General features: G+C 39.3%; 30 protein-coding genes and 1 riboswitch. Of the genes, 5 read left to right on the top strand and 25 right to left on the bottom strand.

Going from position 1 to position 25,756, the window contains the following annotated elements; translation table 11 throughout:
• Positions 1 to 190 precede the first annotated feature (190 nt).
• Complete coding sequence (locus FSZ17_RS03170; RefSeq protein ID WP_057775748.1) at positions 191 to 601, top strand: VOC family protein; 411 nt, start codon at positions 191 to 193, stop codon at positions 599 to 601.
• Between the two features lie 187 nt (positions 602 to 788).
• Here FSZ17_RS03170 and FSZ17_RS03165 read toward each other — a convergent pair whose 3' ends face one another.
• The 5 genes from FSZ17_RS03165 to FSZ17_RS03145 form a co-directional block, all read right to left on the bottom strand.
• Positions 789 to 2,222 carry a degradosome RNA helicase CshA gene (locus FSZ17_RS03165; RefSeq protein WP_456064337.1) on the bottom strand — a complete coding sequence of 478 codons (1,434 nt, stop codon included), beginning with the start codon at positions 2,220 to 2,222 and terminating at the stop codon, positions 789 to 791.
• A 482-nt stretch (positions 2,223 to 2,704) separates the two neighbouring features.
• Entirely contained in the window at positions 2,705 to 3,388 is a 684-nt protein-coding gene (locus FSZ17_RS03160; protein WP_057775722.1) for an alpha/beta hydrolase, read from the bottom strand.
• A 195-nt stretch (positions 3,389 to 3,583) separates the two neighbouring features.
• Positions 3,584 to 4,471, bottom strand: a complete 888-nt coding sequence (locus tag FSZ17_RS03155; RefSeq protein ID WP_057775721.1) for an ATP-binding cassette domain-containing protein — start codon at positions 4,469 to 4,471, stop codon at positions 3,584 to 3,586.
• The gene (locus tag FSZ17_RS03150) at positions 4,455 to 4,874 is read right to left on the bottom strand and encodes a GntR family transcriptional regulator (RefSeq protein WP_057775720.1); all 420 of its coding nucleotides are present in this window, start codon (positions 4,872 to 4,874) and stop codon (positions 4,455 to 4,457) included. The genes FSZ17_RS03155 and FSZ17_RS03150 overlap by 17 nt, the downstream gene beginning before the upstream one ends.
• 29 nt (positions 4,875 to 4,903) lie before the next feature.
• Positions 4,904 to 5,632 (bottom strand): hypothetical protein, encoded by a 729-nt coding sequence (locus FSZ17_RS03145; RefSeq protein WP_057775719.1) that lies wholly within the window; start codon positions 5,630 to 5,632, stop codon positions 4,904 to 4,906.
• Positions 5,633 to 6,125: 493 nt separating this feature from the next.
• Here FSZ17_RS03145 and FSZ17_RS03140 point away from each other — a divergent pair, with 493 nt between their 5' ends.
• The 3 genes from FSZ17_RS03140 to FSZ17_RS03130 are packed head-to-tail and all read left to right on the top strand — an operon-like array spanning position 6,126 to position 7,279.
• Positions 6,126 to 6,497, top strand: coding sequence for a hypothetical protein (locus tag FSZ17_RS03140; RefSeq protein WP_057775718.1), 372 nt, complete (start codon positions 6,126 to 6,128; stop codon positions 6,495 to 6,497).
• 22 nt (positions 6,498 to 6,519) lie between these two features.
• On the top strand, positions 6,520 to 7,041 hold the full coding sequence (locus FSZ17_RS03135) for an RNA polymerase sigma factor (protein WP_057775747.1): 522 nt from the start codon (positions 6,520 to 6,522) through the stop codon (positions 7,039 to 7,041).
• Positions 7,019 to 7,279, top strand: a complete 261-nt coding sequence (locus FSZ17_RS03130) for a hypothetical protein (RefSeq protein ID WP_057775717.1) — start codon at positions 7,019 to 7,021, stop codon at positions 7,277 to 7,279. The genes FSZ17_RS03135 and FSZ17_RS03130 overlap by 23 nt, the downstream gene beginning before the upstream one ends.
• Positions 7,280 to 7,531: 252 nt before the next feature.
• On the opposite strand, the gene FSZ17_RS03125 is transcribed toward FSZ17_RS03130, so the two are convergent.
• From FSZ17_RS03125 to FSZ17_RS03105, 5 genes are all read right to left on the bottom strand, one after another.
• Positions 7,532 to 8,905: a UDP-N-acetylmuramoyl-tripeptide--D-alanyl-D-alanine ligase gene (locus FSZ17_RS03125; protein WP_057775716.1), complete on the bottom strand. Its 1,374-nt coding sequence runs from the start codon at positions 8,903 to 8,905 to the stop codon at positions 7,532 to 7,534.
• 60 nt (positions 8,906 to 8,965) lie between these two features.
• A complete protein-coding gene (locus FSZ17_RS03120; protein WP_057775715.1) occupies positions 8,966 to 10,048 on the bottom strand; it encodes a D-alanine--D-alanine ligase in 1,083 nt (360 codons plus the stop codon).
• A 385-nt stretch (positions 10,049 to 10,433) separates the two neighbouring features.
• Complete coding sequence (locus FSZ17_RS03115; RefSeq protein WP_057775714.1) at positions 10,434 to 10,898, bottom strand: cupin domain-containing protein; 465 nt, start codon at positions 10,896 to 10,898, stop codon at positions 10,434 to 10,436.
• Between the two features lie 205 nt (positions 10,899 to 11,103).
• Positions 11,104 to 11,583, bottom strand: a complete 480-nt coding sequence (locus FSZ17_RS03110; RefSeq protein ID WP_057775713.1) for an NUDIX hydrolase — start codon at positions 11,581 to 11,583, stop codon at positions 11,104 to 11,106.
• Positions 11,584 to 11,602: 19 nt separating this feature from the next.
• Positions 11,603 to 11,986 carry a VOC family protein gene (locus FSZ17_RS03105; RefSeq protein ID WP_057775712.1) on the bottom strand — a complete coding sequence of 128 codons (384 nt, stop codon included), beginning with the start codon at positions 11,984 to 11,986 and terminating at the stop codon, positions 11,603 to 11,605.
• 162 nt (positions 11,987 to 12,148) lie between these two features.
• Between FSZ17_RS03105 and FSZ17_RS03100 the strand changes: the two genes are divergently transcribed.
• Positions 12,149 to 12,739, top strand: a complete 591-nt coding sequence (locus tag FSZ17_RS03100; protein ID WP_407643421.1) for a GNAT family N-acetyltransferase — start codon at positions 12,149 to 12,151, stop codon at positions 12,737 to 12,739.
• A gap of 74 nt (positions 12,740 to 12,813) precedes the next feature.
• On the opposite strand, the gene FSZ17_RS03095 is transcribed toward FSZ17_RS03100, so the two are convergent.
• From FSZ17_RS03095 to FSZ17_RS03020, 15 genes are all read right to left on the bottom strand, one after another.
• On the bottom strand, positions 12,814 to 13,428 hold the full coding sequence (locus FSZ17_RS03095) for a histidine phosphatase family protein (RefSeq protein ID WP_057775710.1): 615 nt from the start codon (positions 13,426 to 13,428) through the stop codon (positions 12,814 to 12,816).
• A complete protein-coding gene (locus FSZ17_RS03090; RefSeq protein WP_057775709.1) occupies positions 13,422 to 14,144 on the bottom strand; it encodes a hypothetical protein in 723 nt (240 codons plus the stop codon). Before FSZ17_RS03090 ends, FSZ17_RS03095 begins: the two co-directional genes overlap by 7 nt.
• Positions 14,141 to 14,635 carry an ECF transporter S component gene (locus FSZ17_RS03085; RefSeq protein WP_057775708.1) on the bottom strand — a complete coding sequence of 165 codons (495 nt, stop codon included), beginning with the start codon at positions 14,633 to 14,635 and terminating at the stop codon, positions 14,141 to 14,143. The genes FSZ17_RS03090 and FSZ17_RS03085 overlap by 4 nt, the downstream gene beginning before the upstream one ends.
• The gene (locus FSZ17_RS03080) at positions 14,636 to 15,220 is read right to left on the bottom strand and encodes a cob(I)yrinic acid a,c-diamide adenosyltransferase (RefSeq protein WP_057775707.1); all 585 of its coding nucleotides are present in this window, start codon (positions 15,218 to 15,220) and stop codon (positions 14,636 to 14,638) included.
• Between the two features lie 13 nt (positions 15,221 to 15,233).
• Complete coding sequence (locus FSZ17_RS03075; protein WP_057775706.1) at positions 15,234 to 15,671, bottom strand: bifunctional adenosylcobinamide kinase/adenosylcobinamide-phosphate guanylyltransferase; 438 nt, start codon at positions 15,669 to 15,671, stop codon at positions 15,234 to 15,236.
• Positions 15,623 to 16,228 (bottom strand): histidine phosphatase family protein, encoded by a 606-nt coding sequence (locus FSZ17_RS03070; RefSeq protein ID WP_057775705.1) that lies wholly within the window; start codon positions 16,226 to 16,228, stop codon positions 15,623 to 15,625. The genes FSZ17_RS03075 and FSZ17_RS03070 overlap by 49 nt, the downstream gene beginning before the upstream one ends.
• Complete coding sequence (gene cobS / locus FSZ17_RS03065) at positions 16,186 to 16,977, bottom strand: adenosylcobinamide-GDP ribazoletransferase (RefSeq protein ID WP_057775704.1); 792 nt, start codon at positions 16,975 to 16,977, stop codon at positions 16,186 to 16,188. Before cobS ends, FSZ17_RS03070 begins: the two co-directional genes overlap by 43 nt.
• A complete protein-coding gene (locus tag FSZ17_RS03060; RefSeq protein WP_082625369.1) occupies positions 16,964 to 17,845 on the bottom strand; it encodes a cobyric acid synthase in 882 nt (293 codons plus the stop codon). Before FSZ17_RS03060 ends, cobS begins: the two co-directional genes overlap by 14 nt.
• On the bottom strand, positions 17,842 to 18,420 hold the full coding sequence (locus tag FSZ17_RS03055; RefSeq protein WP_057775703.1) for a bifunctional adenosylcobinamide kinase/adenosylcobinamide-phosphate guanylyltransferase: 579 nt from the start codon (positions 18,418 to 18,420) through the stop codon (positions 17,842 to 17,844). Before FSZ17_RS03055 ends, FSZ17_RS03060 begins: the two co-directional genes overlap by 4 nt.
• Positions 18,402 to 19,478 (bottom strand): threonine-phosphate decarboxylase CobD, encoded by a 1,077-nt coding sequence (gene cobD / locus FSZ17_RS03050; protein WP_057775702.1) that lies wholly within the window; start codon positions 19,476 to 19,478, stop codon positions 18,402 to 18,404. Before cobD ends, FSZ17_RS03055 begins: the two co-directional genes overlap by 19 nt.
• Positions 19,453 to 20,418, bottom strand: a complete 966-nt coding sequence (gene cbiB, locus FSZ17_RS03045; protein WP_057775701.1) for an adenosylcobinamide-phosphate synthase CbiB — start codon at positions 20,416 to 20,418, stop codon at positions 19,453 to 19,455. Before cbiB ends, cobD begins: the two co-directional genes overlap by 26 nt.
• Complete coding sequence (locus tag FSZ17_RS03040; protein ID WP_057775700.1) at positions 20,415 to 21,884, bottom strand: adenosylcobinamide amidohydrolase; 1,470 nt, start codon at positions 21,882 to 21,884, stop codon at positions 20,415 to 20,417. Before FSZ17_RS03040 ends, cbiB begins: the two co-directional genes overlap by 4 nt.
• A gap of 3 nt (positions 21,885 to 21,887) precedes the next feature.
• A complete protein-coding gene (locus FSZ17_RS03035) occupies positions 21,888 to 22,946 on the bottom strand; it encodes a FecCD family ABC transporter permease (RefSeq protein WP_057775699.1) in 1,059 nt (352 codons plus the stop codon).
• Positions 22,912 to 23,886 (bottom strand): ABC transporter substrate-binding protein, encoded by a 975-nt coding sequence (locus FSZ17_RS03030; protein ID WP_057775698.1) that lies wholly within the window; start codon positions 23,884 to 23,886, stop codon positions 22,912 to 22,914. The genes FSZ17_RS03035 and FSZ17_RS03030 overlap by 35 nt, the downstream gene beginning before the upstream one ends.
• Before the next feature lie 336 nt (positions 23,887 to 24,222).
• Positions 24,223 to 24,402, bottom strand: a riboswitch (cobalamin riboswitch).
• A gap of 356 nt (positions 24,403 to 24,758) precedes the next feature.
• On the bottom strand, positions 24,759 to 25,535 hold the full coding sequence (locus FSZ17_RS03020; protein ID WP_057775697.1) for a hypothetical protein: 777 nt from the start codon (positions 25,533 to 25,535) through the stop codon (positions 24,759 to 24,761).
• Between the last annotated feature and the right edge of the window lie 221 nt (positions 25,536 to 25,756).

Raw genomic sequence — 25,756 nt, 5'->3', positions numbered from 1 at the left:
ATTCTCAAACTCGAGAAAAGTTATGCTTTCTTATTTTATAAAGAAAATGACTTTATTTATTTTACCATTAATTAGTGGAAATGTTTTCGGATTTTTTTCTTTAACAGGAACATTTGTTCTTTATTTTTGTTTAGAAAGTATATATAATGGTAAATATGGTAGAGATCAAATTAATTTAGGAGTGATACATATGAAAGGTCAAGCAACACCATATTTAACATTTAACGGAAATGCAAAAGAGGCGCTAGAATATTATAAAGAAGTTTTCGGAGGAGAAATATTGAATCTTCAAACCTTCGGTGAGGCAGATTTCCCAACTCCACCAGAAGCAGATGATCGAGTCATGCATGCACAATTTAAAAAAGACGACCTATTCCTCATGGCTTCCGATTCATTTTTGAATGATTCCGTACAGTTAGGTAATAACATCTCATTAGCTTTAGAATTCGAGAACGAAGAAGAAATTCAAATGATTTATGATCGCTTAAGTAAGAACGGCTCTATTTTGATGGAGCTGCAAGATACCTTCTGGGGTGCAAAATACGCAAAAGTAAAAGATGCCTATGGGATCATATGGGATCTCAATATGACAAAAGCTTAAGAAGGCTTTGTCGATAAAGAAAACTCGCCGATTGGCGAGCCTTGGAAAGGCGAAGACAGAGGCGTAGTTGCACTTATACTTAATTCCTAAAATTGGCAACTACGTCGAATCTTCTTCTTCGCTGACAATTTATACTTTCTTAACGTGGCACAAAAGAAGAGAGCATGCCTGCATGCTCTCTTCTGCTTTAACGAACACTATTTGAATTGCTTCGGTTTCTGTCATTATTGTGGCGTTTTCCTGTAGAGCTTTGGCGAGACCTTACTGGTGCTTTTTGTCTTCCTCTTTGGCCACCACTATAGGACCTGTTTCGGTCATCTGGTCTACGATCTCTTTTCGAAGGCAACGGCTTTTCTTCCGTTAACTTAACAGGTGTTGTATCTGGCTCTTTTGTTAGCATTTTCAATACAGCCTGAACAATGATCGTTGCATCTTGCTGCTCTAACAACTCATCTGCTGCCTGCTTATAATATTGCAGATTATTCGATTCTACCGACTGCAAAATACGTTCAATAACAGCTTTTTGTTGACCTTCAAGAGCTTCGTCTAAAGTTGGCGGCATCATTCTGTCCATTTTTCTTTTTGTCGTTCTTTCAACAACTTGTAAATAGGACTTTTCCCTAGGGGTGATAAAAGTCATCGCCACACCCGTTTTTCCAGCACGTCCTGTTCGGCCAATTCTGTGTACATAGCTTTCAGGATCCTGTGGAATATCAAAATTATATACATGTGTGACACCAGAAATATCTAGACCGCGCGCTGCTACATCAGTCGCTACTAGAACATCAATGGAACCTTCTTTGAATTTCCGTAATACAGAAATACGCTTTGCTTGGCTTAAATCCCCATGAATTCCTTCAGCATTATAGCCTCTTAGATTTAATGCCTCTGAAAGCTCGTCGACTCTGCGCTTTGTGCGTCCGAATATAATAGCAAGCTCAGGAGACTGTATATCAAGAAGTCTTGTCAAAATATCAAATTTGCTTCTTTCCTGTACTTCTACATAGTACTGTTCAATTAAAGGAACTGTTACTTCCTTTGTCTTTACACGAACGATTTGAGGATCCTTCATGAAACGTTCAGCCATTCTTTGAATTGGAGGCGGCATTGTCGCTGAGAATAATAATGTTTGGCGCTCTTCAGGAATTTGTGCAAGAATGGCCTCAATATCCTCAATAAAGCCCATATTCAGCATTTCATCTGCCTCATCAAGAATCGCTGTATGAACATTTTCAAGGCGCAAAGTTTTACGGTTAATATGGTCTAAAATTCGTCCAGGCGTACCAACAATGATATGCGGGCGATTTTTCAAAGCACGAATTTGGCGATTAATATCTTGTCCGCCGTAAATAGCTAATACTTTTGTTCTTTTCCCATAACCAATTTTGTATAATTCTTCTGATACTTGTATCGCAAGCTCACGTGTTGGTGCAATAACGATACCTTGAATAACATCCTTTTCAATATCAATTTTATCAATCATAGGAATTCCAAACGCGGCTGTTTTTCCTGTACCCGTTTGAGCTTGTCCGATCAAATCTTTACTTTCTAAGCTCAAAGGAATCGTTTGTGCTTGTATCGGTGTTGCTTCTTCAAATCCCATTCTCTTCAATGACTTCATCGTTGCAGGGCTAATGCCTAAATCTTGAAACTTTGTCAATGTGTTCATTCTCCTTCTAAATTAAAACTAGTGAATAAAAATGTAACCGATATTGGAGTTGATACCCTTTAATGAAAATTAAGGTGAGGAATACGTTCATTGTATAATTTAATAATAATTGCCCAAAAACTGATCTATAAAGTTTCCGCACCCATTTAATCTAAATAGAAGTGAAAAAAGACATTCTCCAACAGGAGTATGTCCAGGTTTCAAAAGAAAATCCTCTTGGCACTTTGTTGTTCATTTTACCACTATACATGCCTGTTTGCAATGGAAGGAAGAAAGAGTTAACTCATCATTTCGGACTATTTTTCATTTAGATTTGTTGCAGAAAAACTTTCCTGGTCTTTTAAAAAAAGCCTGCAAGAAGTGAGCAGAAAGCAATCCCTCAAAAGCGGATTTCCATTCTGTCACTTATCACAGGCTATCTGTCATTACGAATATTAGCTTAAAAAATGATGAATTTCAGTAAAGAGCTTTTCCTTTTCCTTACTATGGCAAATAAGGTGTTTAGATTCTTTTAAGTAAATAAGCTTTTTAGCTGTCGTTCCAATATTTTGATAGAGGTATTGCGCACTCTTTGGAGGCACGACTCCATCAATTTCTCCCTGCGCAATAAGAGTTGGGATTGTGACTTGATTCAAAATCGGCCTGATCGCTGCAACTAGTCTTCGAAATTGAAGGGTCGCTGTAATGGGAGTTGCTTTAATTTTTCGCTTATATCTTATAAACATTTCATTTTCTGACAAGCGACCTCTGAAGAGATCTTTTACCATTTCACCCATATCTCTAAATAAAATCTTTGGACTTACATATAATGCTGCTGCACTAAGTAAAACCAGCTTTTTTACTGGATAATGCACGGCTAAATAGCTTGCAATTAAACCACCCATTGAAAAACCAATGACATAAACGGTTTCACATTTTTCGATAAGTCGCTGTAATTCTTGCTCAGCATGCTCAATCCAGTTTTTATATTCTATTCCTTTTAAGGAAAGAGTTTCACCATGGCCAGGCAATGTCGGAACTGCAATTTCCCAATTCGTACGCTTTTTTAAATAGGCTACGAGAGGCTCAACCTCAGATGGAGCACCTGTAAAGCCATGAATACATAAACAGCCAATCACTGCAGCATCACCACCCAAAGTGTAATTATATATTATAATACACTTTTTGCACCCAACTATGTTAGTGAAATGCTTGGTATATTTTAGGCCGTCTGCTTTAAATTTATTCATCATGAATGGAAAAACCACTTTAAAATTTCTTTCGGATTTGGATATTTCCATTATTTTTCAATTCGATTGACCGAAAGAATAGGCTTACTTACCTTCTATTTTATCCTCTTTTTTATTTCTGTCCGTCAGCATATAAGTAATGATTTCCTCGATTTCTAAAGATTCTTCGTTCAGCCAACTTAAGTGCTTATTAGTAAGAAATTGCTCCGTCTCCTCAAATCGATTGCTGACAAGAATCCGTCCATTTTTGCGATCAATTTCTCCTGGGATGGTTTCGTTAGAAAGCGCCTCCTCCATCCAATATCTTTTGTATCGCCCAGATAATTCTTCTTTTTCAAATTTCCCAATTAATTGTCCCTCTCGAACAATAACTAAATAATCAGCTAGCTTTCTAATATCTTCTATTTGATGAGTGGAGATAATCATTAGCTTTTCTCCACAGTCCATCCATTGAACGAGAAGATCCATTAGCATCTGCTTCGCAGGGATATCCATATGAGCAGTTGGTTCATCAAGAATGAGAATATCCGTATCTCTTGCAAGCGTTAAAGCTAGATTAAGCTTTTGCTGAACACCTTGTGATAATTCCCCATATTTTTTGGTTAAAGGGATTCTATACTTCTCCACGATCTCGTCAAAAATCGATTGATTCCAGGTCGGATACCACTTGGACACAAGCTCTTTAAGCTGCTTTCCACTAAAAGAATCACATCCTATAACCGTTTGCGGCAAATAGGCGATCTTCCTTTTCCAATCTTCCTTCTGACCATTTACAGCTTGATCAAATACCTTGATCTCTCCTTCATTTATTGGAGCTAGATGCATGAGAAGCTTTAATAATGTGCTTTTTCCTGCACCATTATTTCCGACAATAGTTGTAATGGTTCCAGGTTCAAAGGATACATCTATAGGCCCAAGCTGAAAATCATCTATCTTCTTCCTTACACGATTTATTTCAATCCAATTTTCCATCACGGTTTGATTCCCCTTTATGCTTCATTCTATCTATCACTTCCCGAAAAACACCTTCAATCTGTTCGATCGTATAATCATGTCTTAAAGCAGTCTCGATTGCCTCCTCGATTGCTTGATAGACAGCCGAAACGGTCACACTTTCCTTCTTAGCGGCCTCTACCTCTGCAACAAAAGTACCCTTTCCTTGTGTCGTTCGAATAAATCCTTCGTATTCAAGATTCTGGTATGCACGTCTTGTCGTGATAACGCTTATTTCAAGCTCTTTCGAAAGAACCCGTATAGAAGGCAGCGGTGTCCCTGCTGTCAGCTGTCCCCCTGCAATTAAGGCTTTGATTTGCTCTTCAATTTGGTGATAAATTGGTACTCTGGAATCCTTTGAAAGTCGTATAGGGAGTTCCATACTGATCGCCTCCTTCCTTGTTGGTTCCTCTATACTAAATAGTCAATTTTATCAATTTTTTTATAGATATAGCCTTTGGCAAAAAGGAAGTTAATGATAGCTATAAGAAGCGATACAGCGATAGATAATTGTGGCCATTCTCTTGCCGCATGCATAGTCCAAGCCACAACTCCTTGACCGTATACATAAAAAATTCCTACGTAAATCGCCAAGAGTGCACCGTAGAAGAGAATATTGAAAATAACTAATTTCAGCATACTCATCTTTTCACCAACATCACTTGCTGGGAACATAGACCCAACTGTAAACCCTATACAAAGCCAAATAATTGAAAACACAATGTAAGTAGTAATCGGCATTGCTTCCCTGAATTCAGTAGAGAGGGCATAAATTAATGTAAGAACTAAAACATTAAAAGGGATTGAAATTATGAAAAAACCAATAAATCTACTCATAACAAGTACGTTTTTCGTGATTGGCAATTGATTCAGCATAACAAAATATGGGGATGCCCATGTGCCACCGTTCATTTTCTTTAATTGTATTTCCTTTGGTCTAAACGAAGCGGCGACTACCCAGAATGTAAGTACAAAGAAAATATCATAGACGATCGTAACATCTTCCATTTCGGAAATAGAAAACACTAGTGTAAAAAATATCGATAATCCCACAGCCATCGCAGCTAGTGTAATGATCCCCTTCAAATTCGATTTCACTTCAAACATCGCAAGCCAACACGCTTGTTTCCATTCACTCATTAATTTTTCCTCCTAACACAACTGTTATACTGTTTATATCTATATACACACTATATGACGGTTGGAAAATAAATGCAACTTCAATTTTTCATTTTACTGAAAATTTATATTCAGAAGGAACTATAAAGTGAAACCTCCATCAGTGGGGGTTTTTCGACGCACAGGACGTGCTAGTGCCGACGTTGCCACAGGACGTGGCGTTCATAGTCGGCTTTCATCCCCCACTGATGGTTAGTTGCGGCCCACAGGAAGTGGGTCACGCAGACGTTGCCACACGATGTGGCGCTTTTAGTCTGTGTTCATTTTACGGGCTTTTACGGGCAGTTCTCTCTCAATCTTAAGGTGGGGGTCTTACTGCCCGTTAATGCGGGATAAAAGGATTTCCTCACTCATGAACCGAATTACTAGATAAAAAAATATTGAATCTCTATTGAACTGCTGCCCCCTTCTATTTGTATAAGTATCAAAAGCAGAAGAAAAGAGGAATCTGAGTATGGATAATATCGGTTTTATCGTCTCAATGATTATAGGCGGTATCATGATGGTCATCATTTTATTATTAGTGATTCCAATGGATAGAAAATATATTGTTCGCGAAAATAGAAAAATTAATTTCCACAAATCGAAAATCATATTTCGTTGGAATGTATTTGATACGGTAACAGTATCTTTAGCGGTTTACACGATTATTTGTGTTCAAGCACTAAATTTCTTAATATCTCGTGGGGAAACAATCGAAAATCCATATGTTCAATTTTTTACTAACCAAGGTCAGGTATGGGTTATAGTGAGTTCACTGTATTTCATAATGAGGCTGTCACAAATTCTCAAGGGGATAAAGGAGATATCCCGAAATGACCGATAAAGCGTTTGAAACGAGCATTTTCATGAGAGTCGTAAAGGAAGAGGATGAAGAAGCTTTCGGTCAGCTTTATACTTTGTTAAAGCCTTCCTTATTCTCTTTTTTATTTCGCTATACGAGAGATGAACAATTAAGTGCGGATCTTGTTCAGGATGCTTTTATGAAATTACATCGCTACAAAAATAATTTTCATCCTGATAAGGGCAGTGTGAAGACTTATTTATTTCAAATTGCTTATAGTTTAATGATTACGAAGCTCAATAGAAGAAAAAAATGGAGAAGCTTAATTCCCTTTTTAATACCTCAATCAAGTGAAGAGGCTATTAATAGTGCGGATAGAATCACCATTCGAGAAGCTATTATGAAATTACCAGAGAACCATAGAGCTGTGATCCTTTTAAGCTATTATCATGATATGCCACATGCAGAAATCGCAGAAATTATCGGCATCCCAGTTGGAACAGTCAAATCAAGACTGCATCATTCTTTGAAAGCATTACGAAAGTATTTGGAGGTGGAAGAGGATGAGCAAAGAAAATCAGAATAATCCCTTGGTAAAAATGGACTTATTTTTAAAATGGCATTTAGATTCCGATCAATTTGAAATACCCGATATTCCATTAAACAGGAATAGAATGGACCGTTTGATTCGATATCTTGCCTCTCCAACGGCTAATCCATTTGAGAGCTATATTAGCAAAGCTGGAAGTATAACCGTCTTAGCCATCTCACCAATACTTTTGGGAATGCTTTTAATGATTTTTCACTTTATGGTTGGATTATAAGAAAAGCGAAAGTGTACTTTCTTATGTATAAAACAAATCCCCTGTTCCACATGGAACAGGGATTTGTTTCTATATAATACAGTTTTAAACACTACTTGCAATTCATTCAATATTGGACCATTGATAGGAAAAGGCTACGACTCAAAGAGAGATTCTGTTCTAAGGCTGTTACAATTTTTCGTTAATCTCTAATAGCACAGATCCAATGCTGACTTTTGCTTTGATGTAAATACTGCTTTGTTTCGTTACATCTTATTGCAGAGCCTTCACAATTTCTTCCAACCTCATGCCTCTCGATGCTTTTACTAAAACAATCGTTTCCTCATTGACTAGCTTTTCAAGCTTTTCAATAAGCGGCAGCTTTTCAGTAAAGGCGAATACTCGATCGTCTGCTAATTTCGTTTTAGCTCCTTCTGCTATGCATTCCCCTAGCTTTCCAAATGTAAAGACATAGTCAATTTTATCGGAATCAATCGATTCACCCATTTTGATGTGAAATTCCTTTTCTTGGGGACCTAATTCTAGCATGTCACCAAGGACAAGAATTTTCTTTTTATATCCCGGGAGTTGAGAAATAAGCTCTATCGCTGCAAGCATTGAGGTTGGGCTTGCATTGTAGGCATCGTTAATAATCTTTTCGCCTTTTTTCCCCTGCAGAAGTTCTGTCCTCATATTCGTTAGCTTAAGTTCTGCGAATCCTTCATTCATCTTTTCAAATAGGACACCAAAATAGCCGGCTACTGTCATCGCTGCTAATGCATTTAATACATTATGTGTTCCTAAGACTGGAAGCTTGAACTCCACATTGGAAGTATTTACTTTAAAGATACTTCCTGTATCATTCTGTTCAATTTCCACAGGGAAAATATCGCTTTTCTCACTTCTGCCAAATGTTCGAATGTTCGAACTTCCAGCATAATTTGTTAGCGGTTCATTTAGAAGCGGTTCATCCCCATAATAAGTAAGTAAACCATTTTCTTGAAGTCCGTTCATAATTTCTAATTTAGCCTCGGCAATTCCCTCTCTTGACCCTAAATCGAGCAGATGGGATTCGCCAATATTTGTTATGATGGCTGCCTCTGGGCGTGCCAGACGAGTTAGAAAGTCAATTTCACCCTTACTGCTCATTCCCATCTCAAGGACAGCGATTTCCGTATCCTCTTCTAAGCCCAAGATCGTTAATGGAAGACCTATTTCATTATTAAAGTTTCCGTCTGTTTTTTGAACCTTATATTTAACAGACAGTAGATTAGCCGTCATGTCTTTTGTTGTCGTTTTGCCATTGCTGCCTGTCACTCCGACAACTCGTACATTTAGCGCATCACGATAATTTCTTGCTAGCTCTTGTAAAGCGATTAGTGTATTCTCTACAACTAAAATAGGGAGATGCAAAGGCGGATTTGGAACATCCTTTTGCCAAAGGGCTGCAGAAGCACCTTTTTTTATTGCATCCTCAACAAATCGGTGACCATCAGAATTCTCACCTTTAAATGGGACGAATAAATTCCCAGAATTAATCTTTCTTGAGTCAATGCATACACCACTAATAACTGCATCATTAAAAACGGATATTTCATTTTCAATCTTTATCCATTTAGATATCTCTTTAAGCGTTCTTGTTATCATCGACTGTCTCCTCTTAGACCTAATAGCCAAGAAACACGGCAAAATCGCCGTGTCCCCAACTTATTCCATTGTGTATTTAATATTTTGCTTTTCTGTATGTCTTTCAATAGCCAAATTCACAAGGCGTTCGATTAGCTGAGGGTATTCAACCCCAGTGTGTTTCCAAAGCAGCGGGAACATGCTAAATGGTGTAAAACCTGGCATTGTATTTACTTCATTAATATACCATTTTCCTTCACGGGTTAAAAAGAAGTCCGCTCTAACAAGTCCTGAACAATCAAGAGCTTTAAATGCACGAATCGCCATTTCCTTTAGTTCACTGTATTCAGACTCAGTTATTTCCGCTGGGATAATTAATGCGGTTTCTCCATCTTGATATTTTGCCTTATAATCGTAAAAATCCTTTTTCGGTACAATTTCTCCAGCCACTGAGCATTCAGGATGATCATTTCCCAGAACGCCTGCTTCAATTTCTCTTGCTACGACGCCCTCTTCAATAATAATTTTACGGTCGAATTTGAATGCTTCTGCAAACGCTGTTTCAAGTTCAGCCCGATTCGTACATTTGCTAATGCCGACACTAGAGCCAAGGTTTGCTGGTTTGACAAAGCAAGGATACCCAAGTTCACTTTCTACCTTTTGATAGGCTTCTTCTTTATCTTTTTCCCATTCACTGCGAATAAACCAAACATACTTTACTTGCGGCAAGCCAGCTTGAGCAAAAATATTTTTCATGATCACTTTATCCATCCCTGCGGAAGAAGAAAGAACACCGTTTCCTACATAAGGAAGATTTAGAAGCTCAAGTAATCCTTGCACAGTACCATCTTCTCCATTTGGTCCGTGCAATAGTGGGAAAATAACGTCAAAAGAGCTTTTTTCTTCTTTAGCTGTTTGAAACATAGCTGGTGCTAAAGCAGTCGGTGGCAATGCTTCTTTGTTAGAGAATTCCAGTTCTTTTACGCTCGTAACTGGTCCTGTTAGTTGTGGTCCTTTATTCCATTGTCCATCCTTAGATATATAAAGAGGGTGTATCTCAAATTTTTCTAAATCTAATGCCTTTAGAACAGCCATTGCTGTTTGCATAGATACTTCATGTTCAGCGGATTTCCCGCCATATAATAGTCCAATCTTTGTTTTCATAAATAATATGAACCTCCATTCTCAATCACCTTCCTATTTTACCACTTAGTGAATGAAGAAAGGGAGTGATTAAGGTGTGATTTATTGAGGAATTTTTTTCATATAAAAGATTTTCATTCATTCGCCCACTTCTTTATATGTATGTAGGAGACAAGTCAGATGAAACCTTCTTTTTAGCTGCAGTTCCCATTAATGCTCAATCTAACAAAGAGGCTCCCTAGAGGAAAGGTGACGAAAGAAAAGGCGTCTGGCACCACGAACAATTTCTAGAATCATGAAGCAAGCACGATTCTAGATACTGTGTATTAAGTGGATGCCAGACACCTTATGGGACATCGTTTTCTTATTTTTCCGTTTAACATCGTCGTTCAAATGTGCATATTATTTAACCCATTATTTTACTGAAGATTTCATTCCATGTCATTGGGTTATCACTTTCAATTGGGGGAGTTCCAACAGTTTTCTGGTTAATGGGCATAAGTGGCTCAACAAATGTAGATTCCACGTATGGACTTGAAAAAAAGCCGATTACCTTTAAAATGTCTGAACCAATGTTTCGAATATTGTGGGGAACCATGTTAGGAATAAGAACCATTTCACCCTTTGTTAATTGTCCTTTTTCATTATCGACAGTCGCTTCCGCCTTTCCTTCTAAAACGAGAATTATTTCTTCAGCACTATCTGTATGAGTACCAAGACTATTCCCAGGTTCTATCTCAAAGTAAACAACGGAAAGATTCTTTGTTCCTGTGCTTTTATAAAGCGGAAATGCTGCCCTTTGCCTTGTAGTTGAATCGTTTTCAAACCAACCTTCCAAAAGTTGCAGTGAGTTAAGGTTTGATGTAATCATCCATAACCTCCAGTTCAAAATTTTTACTTCATTCTATGAAATAAAACCTTAATAATGAACAAGATGTCTCCGACAAATTAACCCTTTTTTTATATGATTAGGATTCATCTCAGTAACAGTACCTCTGGGATTTTCTAGTCGCGCTGCATCTCCCAATGACGTTATTTCAAAACTTTCCTACCTATTTCATGCTGCGAAAGTTGAGTTAAATACTACTCTTTGCTCTATCAACAATATGCTGCGTATAATCTGGTATTTCCTTTATTCCTTCCTTTAAAAACTCAGGAAATAAGACGATTTTGTTGATTTCATCAATAGGCATCCACTGATAGATCCATCTATCCCCTTCAAGCCCATAGAATGACTCCGTTTTAAAGAATCTAGCCGTCTCTTCTGAAGAAATCTTATAGTAGAAGGCTAGCTCGTGAAACTCTTTTCCTTTGTATGTAAAGAAATTTTCATTGGTCCACAGCAGTCTGTCAACTGTTACCTGTGCGCCAAGCTCTTCTGCAAATTCTCTTACAATACTTGTTTGTGTGTCTTCACCAATTACAACTCTGCCTCCTGGAAGCGCCCAGTAGACATCATCTACATTCCTATGCAAGAGAACATGATGATCCACTATCCAAATACCAGCAACTCGAAAATTAAATACGGCTCGTTCCGTTTGAAACACGGCATCCATATAATTTCTCCTCACTCTTTTACTCTATCGGTGAACATATCTCAATATAATGTCCATCTGGATCTTCCACATAGGCAACCTTTTGTCCCCACGGTTTTTCAACAGGTTCTAATAGTACTTTAACTCCTGCTTCACGAAGCTTATCAACAACTACCTCTACTTCCTCCGTGACAAATCCAATTTCGAAGGTCTGTTCCTTTCTTACACCATCTGGAATCGGAAGACCTGTAAGCTCACGGACATCTTCCCTCGTGTTAAAAGAAAGAATCGTAGTTCCCGTGTTATATTCGATGTATGTACCAAATTCATTCTTAAGCTCTAAGCCTAATAGTTCACCATAAAAATGCTTTGTCTTTTCAAGATTTTCAACATACAAAATGATGTACCCCATTTTCAAAATCATACTTCCACCTGCTTTTTTATGATTTATCGTACTTTACTTAAAATTCTCTATGAATAAAGTAATTCCCTTTTAGCAATTGGAAGAATCGATACTAAATTCAGATTATTCACCCTAAATTTTCCTAATTATTAAAATAAATCTGATACAATAAAGTTAACTATAATGAATCGGGGTGAACGAATGACTAAATTGCTTTCGTTAATAGGGCAGAAAGTAATAATCCGTCCGATTGAGGAGGCGGATCTAAAGACTTTTTGGACGTATATTTATGGGACTGAAAATCCAGAGTGGAAGAAATGGGATGCACCGTATTTTCCTCTTGTTTTCAAAGAGTTTGAAAACTTTAAAAAGACATTCATTCCTAAACCAACAGATGGTGCCATTCCAAGAATGGCAATAGAAGCGGATGGCAAGTTAATAGGTAGCGTCAGTTATTACTGGGAGCATAAAGAGTCGAATTGGCTTGAGGCTGGGATTGCCATCTATGATCCCGAATATTGGAATGGTGGGTATGGAACAGAAGCCCTTACTCTTTGGGTTGACTATCTGTTTTCGTCAATGCCGCTTGTACGAGTTGGAATCACAACTTGGTCCGGCAATAAAAGAATGATGCGCGCTGCCGAAAAAATCGGCATGAAGCTTGAAGGCAGAATGAGAAAATGCCGCTATCATAATGGTGAATATTATGACTCCATCCGAATGGGTGTACTCAGAGAAGAATGGAATGGAATGGAATGGAGTGGGATGAGCTAAACAAAAAATAAGAAAAAGCATTAAATAAACCCCAATTTTCAACTACTTACGGAAATTGGGGTTTTACGTTATATTTATTCATATCTGCAATGCTCCGTACATCCTTCCAAAAGCATTTCCATCTCTCCATCTTGAACTTGAATTATCGTAAGACTCGTTCCATGAATAAATGGCGGATTCCAAAGTTCTTCGATTGGTGCATTTCTACAGAGAAGATAGAGTACTTTAATAACAACTCCGTGCGTCACTACAAGGACATTCCCTCTTGGGGTTGTCCTCTTTAAATCTGCCAAAAATTCGGAGAGTCGCTTTTTCACGTCAAAAAAGCTTTCTCCTCCAACGCTTTTATAAGCTGCAGGATCGTTCCAAAATGCATGAAACTGCTCGGGATACAATTTTTCTATCTCATCATCCCTTAATCCCTGCCAATCTCCCATATCAATTTCCATTAGTCTTTCATCGGTTTCAATGAGAGTATTCCCATCTTTATTAACGTGGTTTGTAGTTTTGATCGTTCGATCGCTTGGAGAAGATATGATCCGCTCAAACACCGTACCATTGAGCCTTTCTCCTAGTAAACGAGCATCAATTTCCCCTTTCTCTGTTAAAGCAGAATCCAACCTGCCCTGCATTCTTTTTTGTACATTCCATGCTGTTTCTCCATGTCTAATGAAATATAATTTCAGCATTTTATCACTTCAATTCCATGAAAATATGGACCAGCAACCATCTTTATCTCCCTCTCCATTGCAGGTGGAAAAACCGCGATAAAGCAAGTCGACGGGCCTGAAGATTTATGAATATCTAAATTTGTCTTTATTTCAGTTCCATCAAACGATTGATTAGAAAACAGGCGATTGATTTCAGCAAGAATACCTTTCGAGCCGACAGGCAAAAGAACTGCCCCCCTCATATCACAAAGCCTTTTGAATAAAGCCAATGGGGCAATTTCTGCAGCCCTTTCAACGACCTCATCACCAACTAATGGAGAGCCAATCACCCCAAGCTTTGTTTCCTCCGAATAAAGAAGTGGATCAAGCGAAACTACGTGATTCTTTTTCCCAAGAACTGTTATACCAAGTGCAGACTGCAAGAGGGTAAAATTACTTTCCGTACTTCCGTTAATCTGAATTCCTTCTAGTCCTAACTCGTCTATTCCTTGATTGATTCCGTTCAGCAAAAGAGACCAAGCGTCTTCCCCGCAAAAGTTCTGCACCGTAATCGCAAATGGCTGTGCACTTGCTGCCATACATTCCATCACCGCTACTCGAAAACAGTAATAGGCAACCTTTTCATAAGGGACATGGACAAAATCCATGTCCTTGGAACCGATTGCCCCACTGTTGTCACTTGCTAGCACGATCGATTCTTCTCCATTAAAGGGGATGATTAGTACATCCCTCATCGATCCATCCTTGCCTTAGTAAGCATTGGTGCAACCAATGGGGCCAATCTCGGAATAAGAATTAACGCAATCACCGTATTCAAAACAGACCCTATTAATAAAGAAGGAACAATAGTAAGATAGAATGCTTTACTCATTAAAAACATAAATGGAAGTGGTGCTGCAAACGAATTCCCAAGGACAAATACTACTCCAGCCTGCCACCTTTTTCCGTTCTTATACAGACCGGCAAAAACGAAAGCTAAGATTGCCATTTCAATGGCAATAATACCATGAAACGGCCCCATTGGCATTCCGCCAATTATCGCTGAAAGCAAATGTCCCATAGCACCAACAACTGCACCAGCTGGCCCTCCTAGAAGAGCCGCTGCAAGCAAAGCTGGAAAGGCATCTAAAGCTACACTGCCAATAACGGCTGGGATCTTAATAGCAGCACCAACAGCAGTAAGTGCTACTAACAAACCAACTAAAGCCATTTTCATGCTTTTCATTTACTTATCCTCCTTGCGCTTCCCTTCACGAAATACCTTCGCACTACGGACATATTCAACATCCTTTTCATTGAGACGGAAATTAATAACCCTTGCTAAAGCAAAGAAATAATCTGACAGTCGATTTAAATAGGCTTGAGCTATTTCTGAAATCTCCGGATCCACTTTCTTTAAGGAAACAACTAATCTTTCAGCCCTTCTCGTCACAGTACGTGCAATATGAATCGAAGCAGCAGCAGGAGTCCCACCAGGTAAAATAAATCTCTCTAGCTTTGGCGCTTCTTCAATAAAGGCATCAATTTTCTTTTCTAAATAATCGACGGATTCCTGTGTTAATTTTAATTGGCGTTCCTTCATGACATTGGCTAAGTCACCACCGCAATCGAAAAGTTCATGCTGAATTTTTTCTAAGTCATCCAGAATATCATTAAATTTTTCTGTATCAAGCTGAGTCATGGCCTGGCCGACGAAGCAATTCACTTCGTCTATTGTTCCATACGCTTCTACTCGAATATCATCCTTTTCCACTCTGCCGCCAATAATGCTTGTTTTCCCTTTATCCCCAGTACGTGTGTAAATTCTCATTGTCATTACCCCTTTATTTTATTTTTTGGCTAATGCCATACCATATGAGTTCTACTCTTTCTGCTGAGCGTGCAATATCTTGATAGGCCCATCCCGTCATATCACGCCATTTACGTTCTTCGGCAAGCATAGGGACAATTCCTTTCGATATATCCGTCCCTATTAAAATAACTTTCCTGTTCTCATCCTCATTTTCCCATTCAAGCCATGAAGATAGGAACAAACGCCATTTTTCCCGAGCCTCACTGACTTTGTATTGTGCAGCCAGATCCTTTATACAAACTTCTATGCCTTCAAGAATAATCATTGGGCTTTCTACTAAATCAGGATTCAACAAGACCCGTTCTTTTTCATAAAAAGAAAACCATATATGATTCGAATCCTTTAATTGATAATATTCCTTCACCCATTTAGATTTTCCATTAAAGGAACCTCCCGTAACAAAGTGCATCTGTCTCCACTCCTTAAATCATCCAATTTCCAGACGAATTCAAAGCCTTGTCCATGAGCAGCCTTCCACTCCCAGAAATCTTTTTTCTCTGGTGCATATTTCGTTAATAGATATCGAATGACGCCGCCATGTGTGACAATAGCTGCTTTTCTCACCGTAGATACCATGACCGTCTCTATTACTTTTGCGAATCCTTGCTCTACCCTTTCGGAAAACTCGGTAAAGGACTCTCCATCAGGCGGTTTAAAGGAAAACGGGGTGGAAAGCCAGTTTTGATAATCTAAATCATGCTTAAGGTCTTCATATGTCTTTCCTTCCCAGAGCCCAAAGTTCATCTCACGAAATTCGCTAAGAATTTCAATACTGGAATCAGAGAACATGATTTTTGCCGTTTCAAGACATCTTCCTAAATCGCTTGAGAACAGATGCTCATAGTTACATGATGCTCTTTGAACTTTTTCACAAAGCGGCGAATCCGTCCAGCCAAGATAAGCATGACGCTTATTGGCTTCCGTTAACCCATGGCGAAATAATGCCATAACCACAAGGTCATCCATAGCAGCAGCTCCGTTCCTTCTACACTTGCTCCAAGCACATCACCTGTTAGCCCGCCAAACCAGCTAATTATTTTCCTTTGCAAATACAGCAAGGCTAATATGGAGAGGATTATAAAGAAAAGGATCCCCCCTACCACATCCACTTGCAGCAATGAGGTTATGCCTAGTAAAATCAGGATATAGATAGGATAAATGAAAAGTGTCCTTTCATTAGACGCTTCTTTAAACATCGTGCCCAAGCCTTCTTTTTTAGCTGCTCTTACCGTAAGAAGCAGCCCCCCCATGACCATCTTGCTGAAAAAAGGCAAAAAGGCAATGAGCACATAAGAAATTGGATGAATCAGCTGGATAATCTCATATATAAAAAGAAAACGAGCGCTTAACAAAACAATGACAGATAGTACACCGAACGCTCCTGTACGCGGATCGCTCATAATTTCTAGCCGTTTCCTTTGATCCCGGTAGGAGAAGAATGCGTCACTTGAATCCATCCACCCGTCCAGATGAATACCGCCTGTTAAAACAATCCCCGCAAGCCAAACAGCAAATGCTGCTGTTAAATCAGAAAACGGAGTCCAGTGAAGAATGAAATAGAGAATAAATGAGTAAATTCCACCCTGGATTAGGCCAAGTAACGGAAAGGTTTTAATTGCTTTTTCAAGATGAGCTCGATCCATTGGCAGTTCATAAGGAATCGGAATCGAAGTGAAAAACTGTAGATTAATGAGCAATCCTTTAATCCACTTCATCTGAATTGCCCCATTTTTCCATTATTTCCTTCAGCTTCTCCCAATTGAGATGCTCCAGCAACCTGCCGGCAAGCTCATCATACTTGCTATCCTCTAATTCACTTGGAAAGCTATATAAATCTGTCCGTTCTATCACGGCATCCTGCGGCTTTGATAAGGAGTCCTCTTCAGCAATCATATGATTTTCGATGTAGGGGAGAACGCCGATCACTGGAATGCCTGTTCTTTCCTCGATCCATCTGACCCCATCCTCGAATAAATTTGGTTTACCGCGGAATTTGTTAATAATGATCCCCTGTACTCTTTGTCTTTCTTCTATCGTAAACAGCTCCAGTGTTCCGACGATGCTTGCGAAGACACCGCCTCTCTCAATATCAGCAACTAAAATCACCGGAACATCAGCCATTTCAGCTACCTTCATATTGACAAGCTCTTTATCTTTTAAATTGATCTCCACTGGACTTCCGGCACCTTCCATGACAAGCAGTTCATAGTCCATAGATAATTTCTTAAGAGCGGTTTCGATTGCCTGAATCCCTTTTTCATAAAACGATTCTCGATAGCTCTTTCCAGAAATCGTTTCCATGGTTTGTCCAAGGAATACAACTTCTGATTGAAGACCCAATCTCGGTTTTAGCAAAATAGGATTCATCCATTCATTTGCGATAGTTTTGGCTGCCTCTGCCTGAATCCCTTGTGCTCTGCCTATTTCTTTCCCGTCATAAGTGATATATGAAAAATTACACATATTTTGTGATTTAAAGGGCGCTACACGAAATCCTTCATTGGCAAATGCTCGGCAAAGTGCGGTTGCAATCAGGCTTTTGCCCACATCTGATGCCGTTCCTTGAATCATAATCCCTTTCATGCTTTTTCGGTTCCTTTCATTAGGAGTGGAATGCCAGCCTCGACGAGAAAAGCTTGATTTGCTTTTGCCACGATATTCTGATGAAGCTGAGCTAGCATTTTTCCATAAATATAGACTAATTCACGATCTCCAAGCGGTTCGTATACGACCTCATTACTAACGATAATAAAATGATGACATTTTTGGGCTATCTGTTCAATGCCCTCCATAATGGATGCCATCACTTGCTTTTGAAAATCAGGACTTTTCCACATCTCATCCATGCTGAAAAATTCATTGTTTAATAGAGTCGTTAAACAATCCAGCAACACAATATCCTTGTACTGAAACGTATTCCTTAGTTTTGATAATCCGACAGGCTGCTCCCATGTGGTCCAGTTAAGACCGCTTTCATAACGATCATTTTGATGTCTCCGTATTCTCTCTTCCATCTCTGGATCGCTCGACTGGCCCGCTGCAATATAATGCAGCTGACCATCTATTTCTTGAGCGTAATCAGCAGCAAGCTTTTCTGCAAAACTGCTTTTCCCGCTGCGGACTCCCCCGCTAATAAAGATTAAAGACGATTCCGCCATTCCTCCATCGCCTCCATTAATCTATCATTTTCATTCGGGCTTTTTATAGCAAACCGAAGCCACCTGCCTTGTAATCCAGGGAAATTCATCGTATGTCTTGGAATAATTCCTTTCGTAATCAAAAACTGAAAAAGCGGCATTTGATCAACAATGATCGGATCCTTTAATAAATAAAAGTTCACAAGTGAAGGGGACACAACAAATTCCTTCTCTTTGTAAAAGCGGAATAGCCTTTCCCTTTCGTTCTGAATAAGATCTCTTGTTGCCCTTATATGTGCTTCACTTTCGATGCACCATTCACCAGCACTTAATGCAAGTGAGTTCACACTCCAATGCGGCTGAGAGGCAGCTAGTTGATTAATGATGGACGGATTCGCCATCAAGTACCCAAGCCTTAAGCCTGGAATAGCAAACATTTTCGTCATGGATCGGATGACGATCAGATTTGAGAATTCATGAATGTATGGAATGATGGATTCATATTCAGAAAGAAAATCGTAAAAAGCTTCATCTATAATGCAAAGGCAATCTTGTCTTTCACATTCCTTGATCAATTCGATAAGAGTTGATTGAGAGTAATAGACTCCTGTTGGATTACATGGATTACATAGGAATAAAGCATCTTTATTGCCAAGCTTTGCTGCTAGCTCTTCTATTCCTAATTCCCATTGATCAGGCATTAGCTGATGATACTCGACAGCACAGCTATTCACCCTGCACGCTTCTTCATATTCTGAAAAAGCTGGCTGCACAATGATCGCCCTTTTTCCTGTCAGAATTCTTCCGATAAGAGCAATAAGCTCTGCTCCTCCATTGCCAATTAAAATATGACTTTCTTCGATCTTTTCCTTTTCAGAAAGCTTTTTCTTCAACTCATATCCCAATGGATCTGGATAATCTGAAAGAGCCAAAAAAAGCTGATTCCATTTTTCCTTTAATATTGGCGGAGGACCAAGAGGATTAATATTTGCACTGAAATCTATCTTTTTATCAGGCATAGGAAGCTTTAATGCAGAGAATAAGTATTGCGGGTTAGAACCATGTGCGGGCCAATTCAATAATCATCCCTCCTAGCCATAATAATATTAAAAAGATTGGAATGGTCCATGTGACAATTGTATTCGTTTTTAGGATATGCGCTTTTTCCAACAGGATGAGCGAATCACCCATTGTAGCTCGATTGGAAACGATGCCTTTATAATAATTGATTCCGCCGAGTTGAACACCTAGAATAGCCGCAACTGCTGCTTCCCCCCAGCCAGAGTTCGGGCTCGGATGCTTTTTGGCATCACGGAATACAATTTTCCAAGCATTTGCTGTGGTCATGTGAGCGGGCCGATTACTTATTAGCATACAGAATGATGTCAGTCTGCTCGGAATCCAATTGACGACATCATCAAGTCGTGCAGACGCAAATCCAAATTCATTATATTTCTCATTTCGATAGCCGACCATGGAATCACAAGTGTTAATAGCTCTATACATGATCGCTAATGGAGCGCCACCGATGAACGCCCAGAATAATGGAGCCGTTATCCCGTCACTCGTATTTTCAGCGACCGTTTCAACGGTTGCCCGCACCATTTCTGGCTCATCCAGCCTATCTGTATCTCGGCCGACAATATAAGAAAGCTTTTGCCTAGCCTCTTTAATATCTCGCTTTTCCAATGGCTCATAAATCGTCTGGGCAGCCTCCTTCAGGCTTTTTTGTGCAATTGTTGTTGAAATGAGAATCGCTTCCATGAAAATGCCTGCCAAGGGATGAATCCAATAAAAAATGCCGATAAGTAGCAAGGCAACGCTTCCTGCAACGAACAAAACCGTTAATAGCATGAATATTCCTTTTATTTTTTTCAAACTGCCCTTATTCAAGCTTTGATCCAGCTTATAAATCAAAGAGCCCATCCATTTAACAGGATGAGGCCAGTGTGGAGGATCGCCAACAAAAAGATCAATGATAACCGCAATCGATAGAGCGATAAGGTGATGGATGATCATAACGTCACCCTTTTTTTACTCTTCTGAACCGCTTCAAGCGTGCATTCATATACACCTTTGCCAATTAATTTTCCTAGCGGTGTTATGGTTCCTGCATATTCTAGCTTTGTTCCTCTCTGAGTAGCTGCAATTAATATGCTGTCTGTGGACGTTCCTGTCGCAATCGTACCTGTTACTGCGTCCTTTACCTCTTGGTCCTGCAAAGCTTTAGCTTTTGCTTCAGTTGCTGTCATAATGCTTTGTATAAAGGCTTCTTCCGTCAATTCCCCACTGACAAAAATCCACGTATTAATCGTTCCAGGTGTCAGATGATAGGCGTGCTGTTCACTTCTCGCGGCATCAATCGCATTGCCTACACCGGCAGTTACAAGGATAAAAACAGCAAAGCTCTCTTTTTTATAAAGCTGAAAGCTTACATCCTCCAGCATAACCGCTGTCATCATTCCAACCGTTTCTCCAGGTTCAAACCCGTGGACTTTTAAATAATCCTGCATTTCCTTTCGATGATCACTGCAATCATAGTTCTTATCTACATGACGATTCACAAACATTTGGTTCCATCCTGTTCCGGAACCGACTACACCAGATGACATTGTCCGAAGCGGAATGGGCGACCTTAGAACAAGTCGTTCATTAGAACGTTCAAGATAGCTCTCATTAATACAATAAAAATCTATTTTCTCATCCGTATCTTCTGGAAGCAGTACCATCTGCGGTGCAGGTACTTTCGGATGAGGATGCTTTTCAATTTTTGTATTGTAAACATCTCGAATTCGATCTTCTCTTAATACCTCATTTGGTGTGTGATTGATATTAATTTCTCCATTTTCTAATAATAGAAGCCTATCACAGTATAAGCCCGCGAGATTAAGATCATGGAAAATCGAGATAACAGTTAATCCGCGATTCTTCGTCCAGTCTTTTAACATATCAAGCAAGTCCTTCTGAAAAGAAAGATCAAGATGATTCGTCGGTTCGTCAAGCAGCAGGATTTCTGGCTCCTGTGCAAGTGCTTGAGCTAAATAAACCCTCTGCCTTTCTCCTCCAGACAGCTCATGGATATAATGGTTTTCATAATGGGCAACGCCCGTTTGCTCCATCGCTTGCATAACGATTTTTTCGTCCTCATGGGACCATGTTTGAAACCAGCCCTTTTGATGGGCGTATCTGCCAAGTGAAACCGTTTCCTTTACAGTATAAGAAAAACTTTGAATGGAATGCTGCGGAAGCACGGCAATAATTTTCGCTAATTCCTTTGGTGAATAATCTTTTAATGACTTTTCTATAAGCTCAATTTTTCCACTGCTATAGGGCAATATGCCGCTAATCATTTTCAGCAGTGTCGTTTTTCCGCTGCCATTCGGACCTAAAATCCCAAATAGCTCGCCTTTATCTATTTCAAAGGATACATTCTTAATAATGGAATCACCGGAATATCCACCAGTTAATTGTTGGACGCTAAGCATGCTTTATCCTCTTCTTTCACTTCTTCTGTTCATTAAAATGATCGCAAATGCAGGTGCCCCAATGATTGCCGTAATAACGCCAATTGGCAGTTCTGTTGGAGAGATGATCGTTCTTGCAACAAGGTCCGCGAGAATTAAGAACCCGCTCCCTGTTAAAATGGACAATGGCAATAAATGCTTATGGTCCGGTCCCCATAGTAATCTTGTCAAATGCGGGATAACAAGGCCAACAAATCCAATCGTTCCTGAAACGGCTACAGCTGCTCCTGTTAAGATCGAACCTGCTATCAAAATCATCATTTTTCTTTTTTGCACATTTACACCAATATGCTTAGCCCTTTCTTCTCCAAAGGACATTGCATTCAATTCATTACTATTTAGTATCAGTATAACTGAACCAATTATAAAAAATGGGAGAATAATTTTAATATAATCCCAGCCCCGCATGGAAACACTGCCAAGAAGCCAGCCGATAATTTGCCTTAATTCCTCGCCAGTTAACGCGATCATGAGGGAAATTAAAGCCCCTAGAAAAGAGCTAAAGATAATCCCGGTTAAAATAATCGACTCCACCTTCATCGAACGGTCAATTTTTCGAGCAAAAAGCAAGACTAAGAATATCGTGATAAATGAAAAAAGGATACTTAATAATGGCAATGTAAATAAGCCCAAATACGGAATGGAGAGACCGAAGAATAAAGTAATAACAGCCCCCACTGAGGCACCTGATGATACGCCAAGTGTATACGGGTCTGCGAGAGGATTTCTCAATAAACCTTGGAAAGCGGCTCCCGCTATTGCGAGAGACGCTCCAACCAGCCCTGCCAATATGACTCTTGGCAGTCTTATATTCATAACAATATTTGAATACATAGAATCAATTTGTTCATTTGGTGATAGACGGAAAATTTCTGAACCAATAATCTTTATGATATCTAATGCCGGAACAGAAACGGTTCCGATTGAAATCCCAAGCAGCATCGAAATCAATAAAAAAGCAACTGCAAGAATATAAGCAAAAACTTTATTATTTAAATGTTTCCGGGTAAATCGCTTTTGCAAGTTCCTCTACTCCTTCAACAAGCCTTGGGCCTGTACGGGTAACCGCATCAGAATTCACATCGAACACCTGCTTGTTTTTAACAGCATTTATGCCCTGCCAGCCATCACGCGATAATACATTTCCAACAGGGTCCTCTACATAATATCCGTGAGTTGTGATGATTACATCCGGATTTCTTTCAATAACGGCCTCCGGATCCATTTTTGGCCAGTCTTCCTCTGTAATCACATTATCCGCATGGATCATTTCAAGCATTTCATTGATGAATGTATTTGCACCTGCTGCATAAATTTCAGGTGCAGGAGATACTTCAACAAAAACCTTTTTACGATCTTCATCCTTTATTTCTTTTGCTTTTTCTTTAATAGCTTCAAACTTTTCTTTCATTCCAGCAACAAGCTCTTCAGCCTTTTCCTTCTCTCCTGATGCCGCTCCAATCATATTGATTGATTCGTAAACTTGATCAATGTTTTTCGCCTCATTGACAACTAGGACCGCAATACCAGCATCTCTTAACTGCTGTAGCCCCTCTGCTGAATTATGGGCACTTGAAGCATGTGCTAGAACAAGATTTGGTTTTAAAGAAATAATTTTCTCAACATTAAATTCCATTCCGCCAATTTTCTCTTTATTTGCTACTTCTTCTGGGTAATTATCATAATCAGAAACACCAACAACCTCTTCCCCTAATCCAAGAGCAAACGCAATTTCTGTATTACTTGGAATTAAAGAGACAATCTTTTCAGGCTTCGATTCAATAACCACTTCATTATCTAAGGCATCTTTAATTGTAACTGGAAAAGCAGACTCTTCCTGTTGAACTGTTTGTTTTTCACCATTTTCTGCGTTTTCCTTCGGCTTGTCTGCACTTTCCCCACAGCCTGCCAAAACACCAACTGCAAGAAGCAGCGCGAATAATAACGAGTAAAGCTTTTTCATAGTTTATTCCTCCTGTTTGAAATGCGGAGGTGCCTTGATCATTGAGGAACGCAGACTAAAAGCGCCACGTCCTGTGGCAACGTCTGCATGACCCCCATCCTGCGGGCCTCAAGCATAAGATGGGCCGACGAGAAGATTGTTCTTTAATCTTCTTGGCGGACCAGCTTATGACCTCGAGCACCTAGGCACCGAAGCTAGACAATTCTCTAACTTGTAGAAGCATTTTTCCTCTTTTAATAAAAAAAACATCTCCACAATTGATATGGAGATGTTTGCATAGGCATACAAAAAAGAAAAGGTATGTACCAGTCAAACACCTCCTATCCTCGTAGGTTTGTGGTGCACGAGAATCAGGCAGGTCTCCTGGCTCTTGGTCATTGCTTATCTGCGCCTTCCCATACATGCTTGTACAGTGGCCATTGCAGTAAGCTCCCAATTACAGTGGCGGGACCGCGTTGGAGTTTCACCAACTTCCCTTTTCAGTCTTTAAAAGTAACTTATATTCCATGCAAGCAAAGCTTGAGAATACAGCATTCTTTTTGGAAAGACACCTGTTCTTTTCAATATTTAAAAATTTTCCGTACTTTTGATTATACACTATATTTCATATGGAGCAATGTAATTTCATTATTTGACCATGATAATTTTCCCTGTTGATTTCCGCTGCAGGCACTCGCTTTCCGCGGGCGGTCCGGAAGCCTCCTCGTCGCTATCGCTCCTGCGGGGTCTCCCTTTGACTCGCTTCTCCCGCAGGAGTCTCGTGCCTTCCGCTTCAATCAACAACAAAATAGCATTATCAACCCTGAGCATTCACACAGGCAATTTCTACATTTAACATTAATTAAAAAAAGGCCTCTAATAGAAATCATCTATTATTGGCCATATACCTTCCATTCTCTCGACTTTTTATCGAAGACAAGCTTTGCTTCACAAGGTTTTTTTACGATATTTTCATATTCCTCATACATTTCATCCATATCCGCAAAGTCGCCAATTGGCCAAAACGGGATTTCGATTCTTGACCGATTCTGCTCAATATCCTTTATCGAAAGTAGGACACCTTCCCTCATGAGCGGCTTTAAAGTACGCAGAATATCATTTTGAATAGGTGGATAGGTTTTCTTTTTCTTTAATCCAAGCAATGATTTTTCAACCTTCGTCTCAGCCATTTTCTGAGGTATAACATCCCCAATCATTCTGTAGAAATCACTGAAATCACGATAGTATGTCTTATTAAACCAACCATCATCATGAGATAAATAGACATACCTGTTGCTCAAATTATTATAGAAAGGAGGCTTCAAATGTTCCTTTAGATGTCCGAGGTAAAGAAGCTCCGCAATGGCCTGACCAGAGAGCTCATTCAAATCCTCTTCCTCTTCGAAATCAATCCAGCAGAAATCACCGTACCCATACACATCCGCCTCCATCAGCTTCCGCAGCCTATCTTTTGATACATACTCATGCAATGTATGCATATTAAAGTCAGCATCATCATAGCGATGTTTCAGCAGCAGCAGATTGTTAAGCGATCCGTACAGTGACTGTGCAAACTCCGAAAATTCAATCCCATAAGTTAGAACATATTGTTCCCGTTCGTTCAAATGAATATATATGATATCTCGAATATTATGGTTCCTTTTCTTCAATGGTGAAACCTCCGAAATTAAAAACTTTTACCGTCATAAGCTCCCCTTATTCTAGCAAAAATAACATAAAATTGCTTAGATTTAAAATAATTTAATGAAAATGTAAAGAGCCATTATTTTCCAGTTACAAACATTATCTTAAAAAAGCTTAAATATTCACTTTTAACCTTTTTTTTGCGATACTTAGGCTTCATCATCTTGCCGATTTATTATTTATTTTT

It is taken from the genome of Cytobacillus dafuensis (assembly GCF_007995155.1).
Classification (GTDB): Bacteria; Bacillota; Bacilli; order Bacillales; family Cytobacillaceae; genus Cytobacillus; species Cytobacillus dafuensis.
Note: the sequence above shows the minus strand (reverse complement) of the source record. Positions and strands in the feature narration are given on the sequence as shown.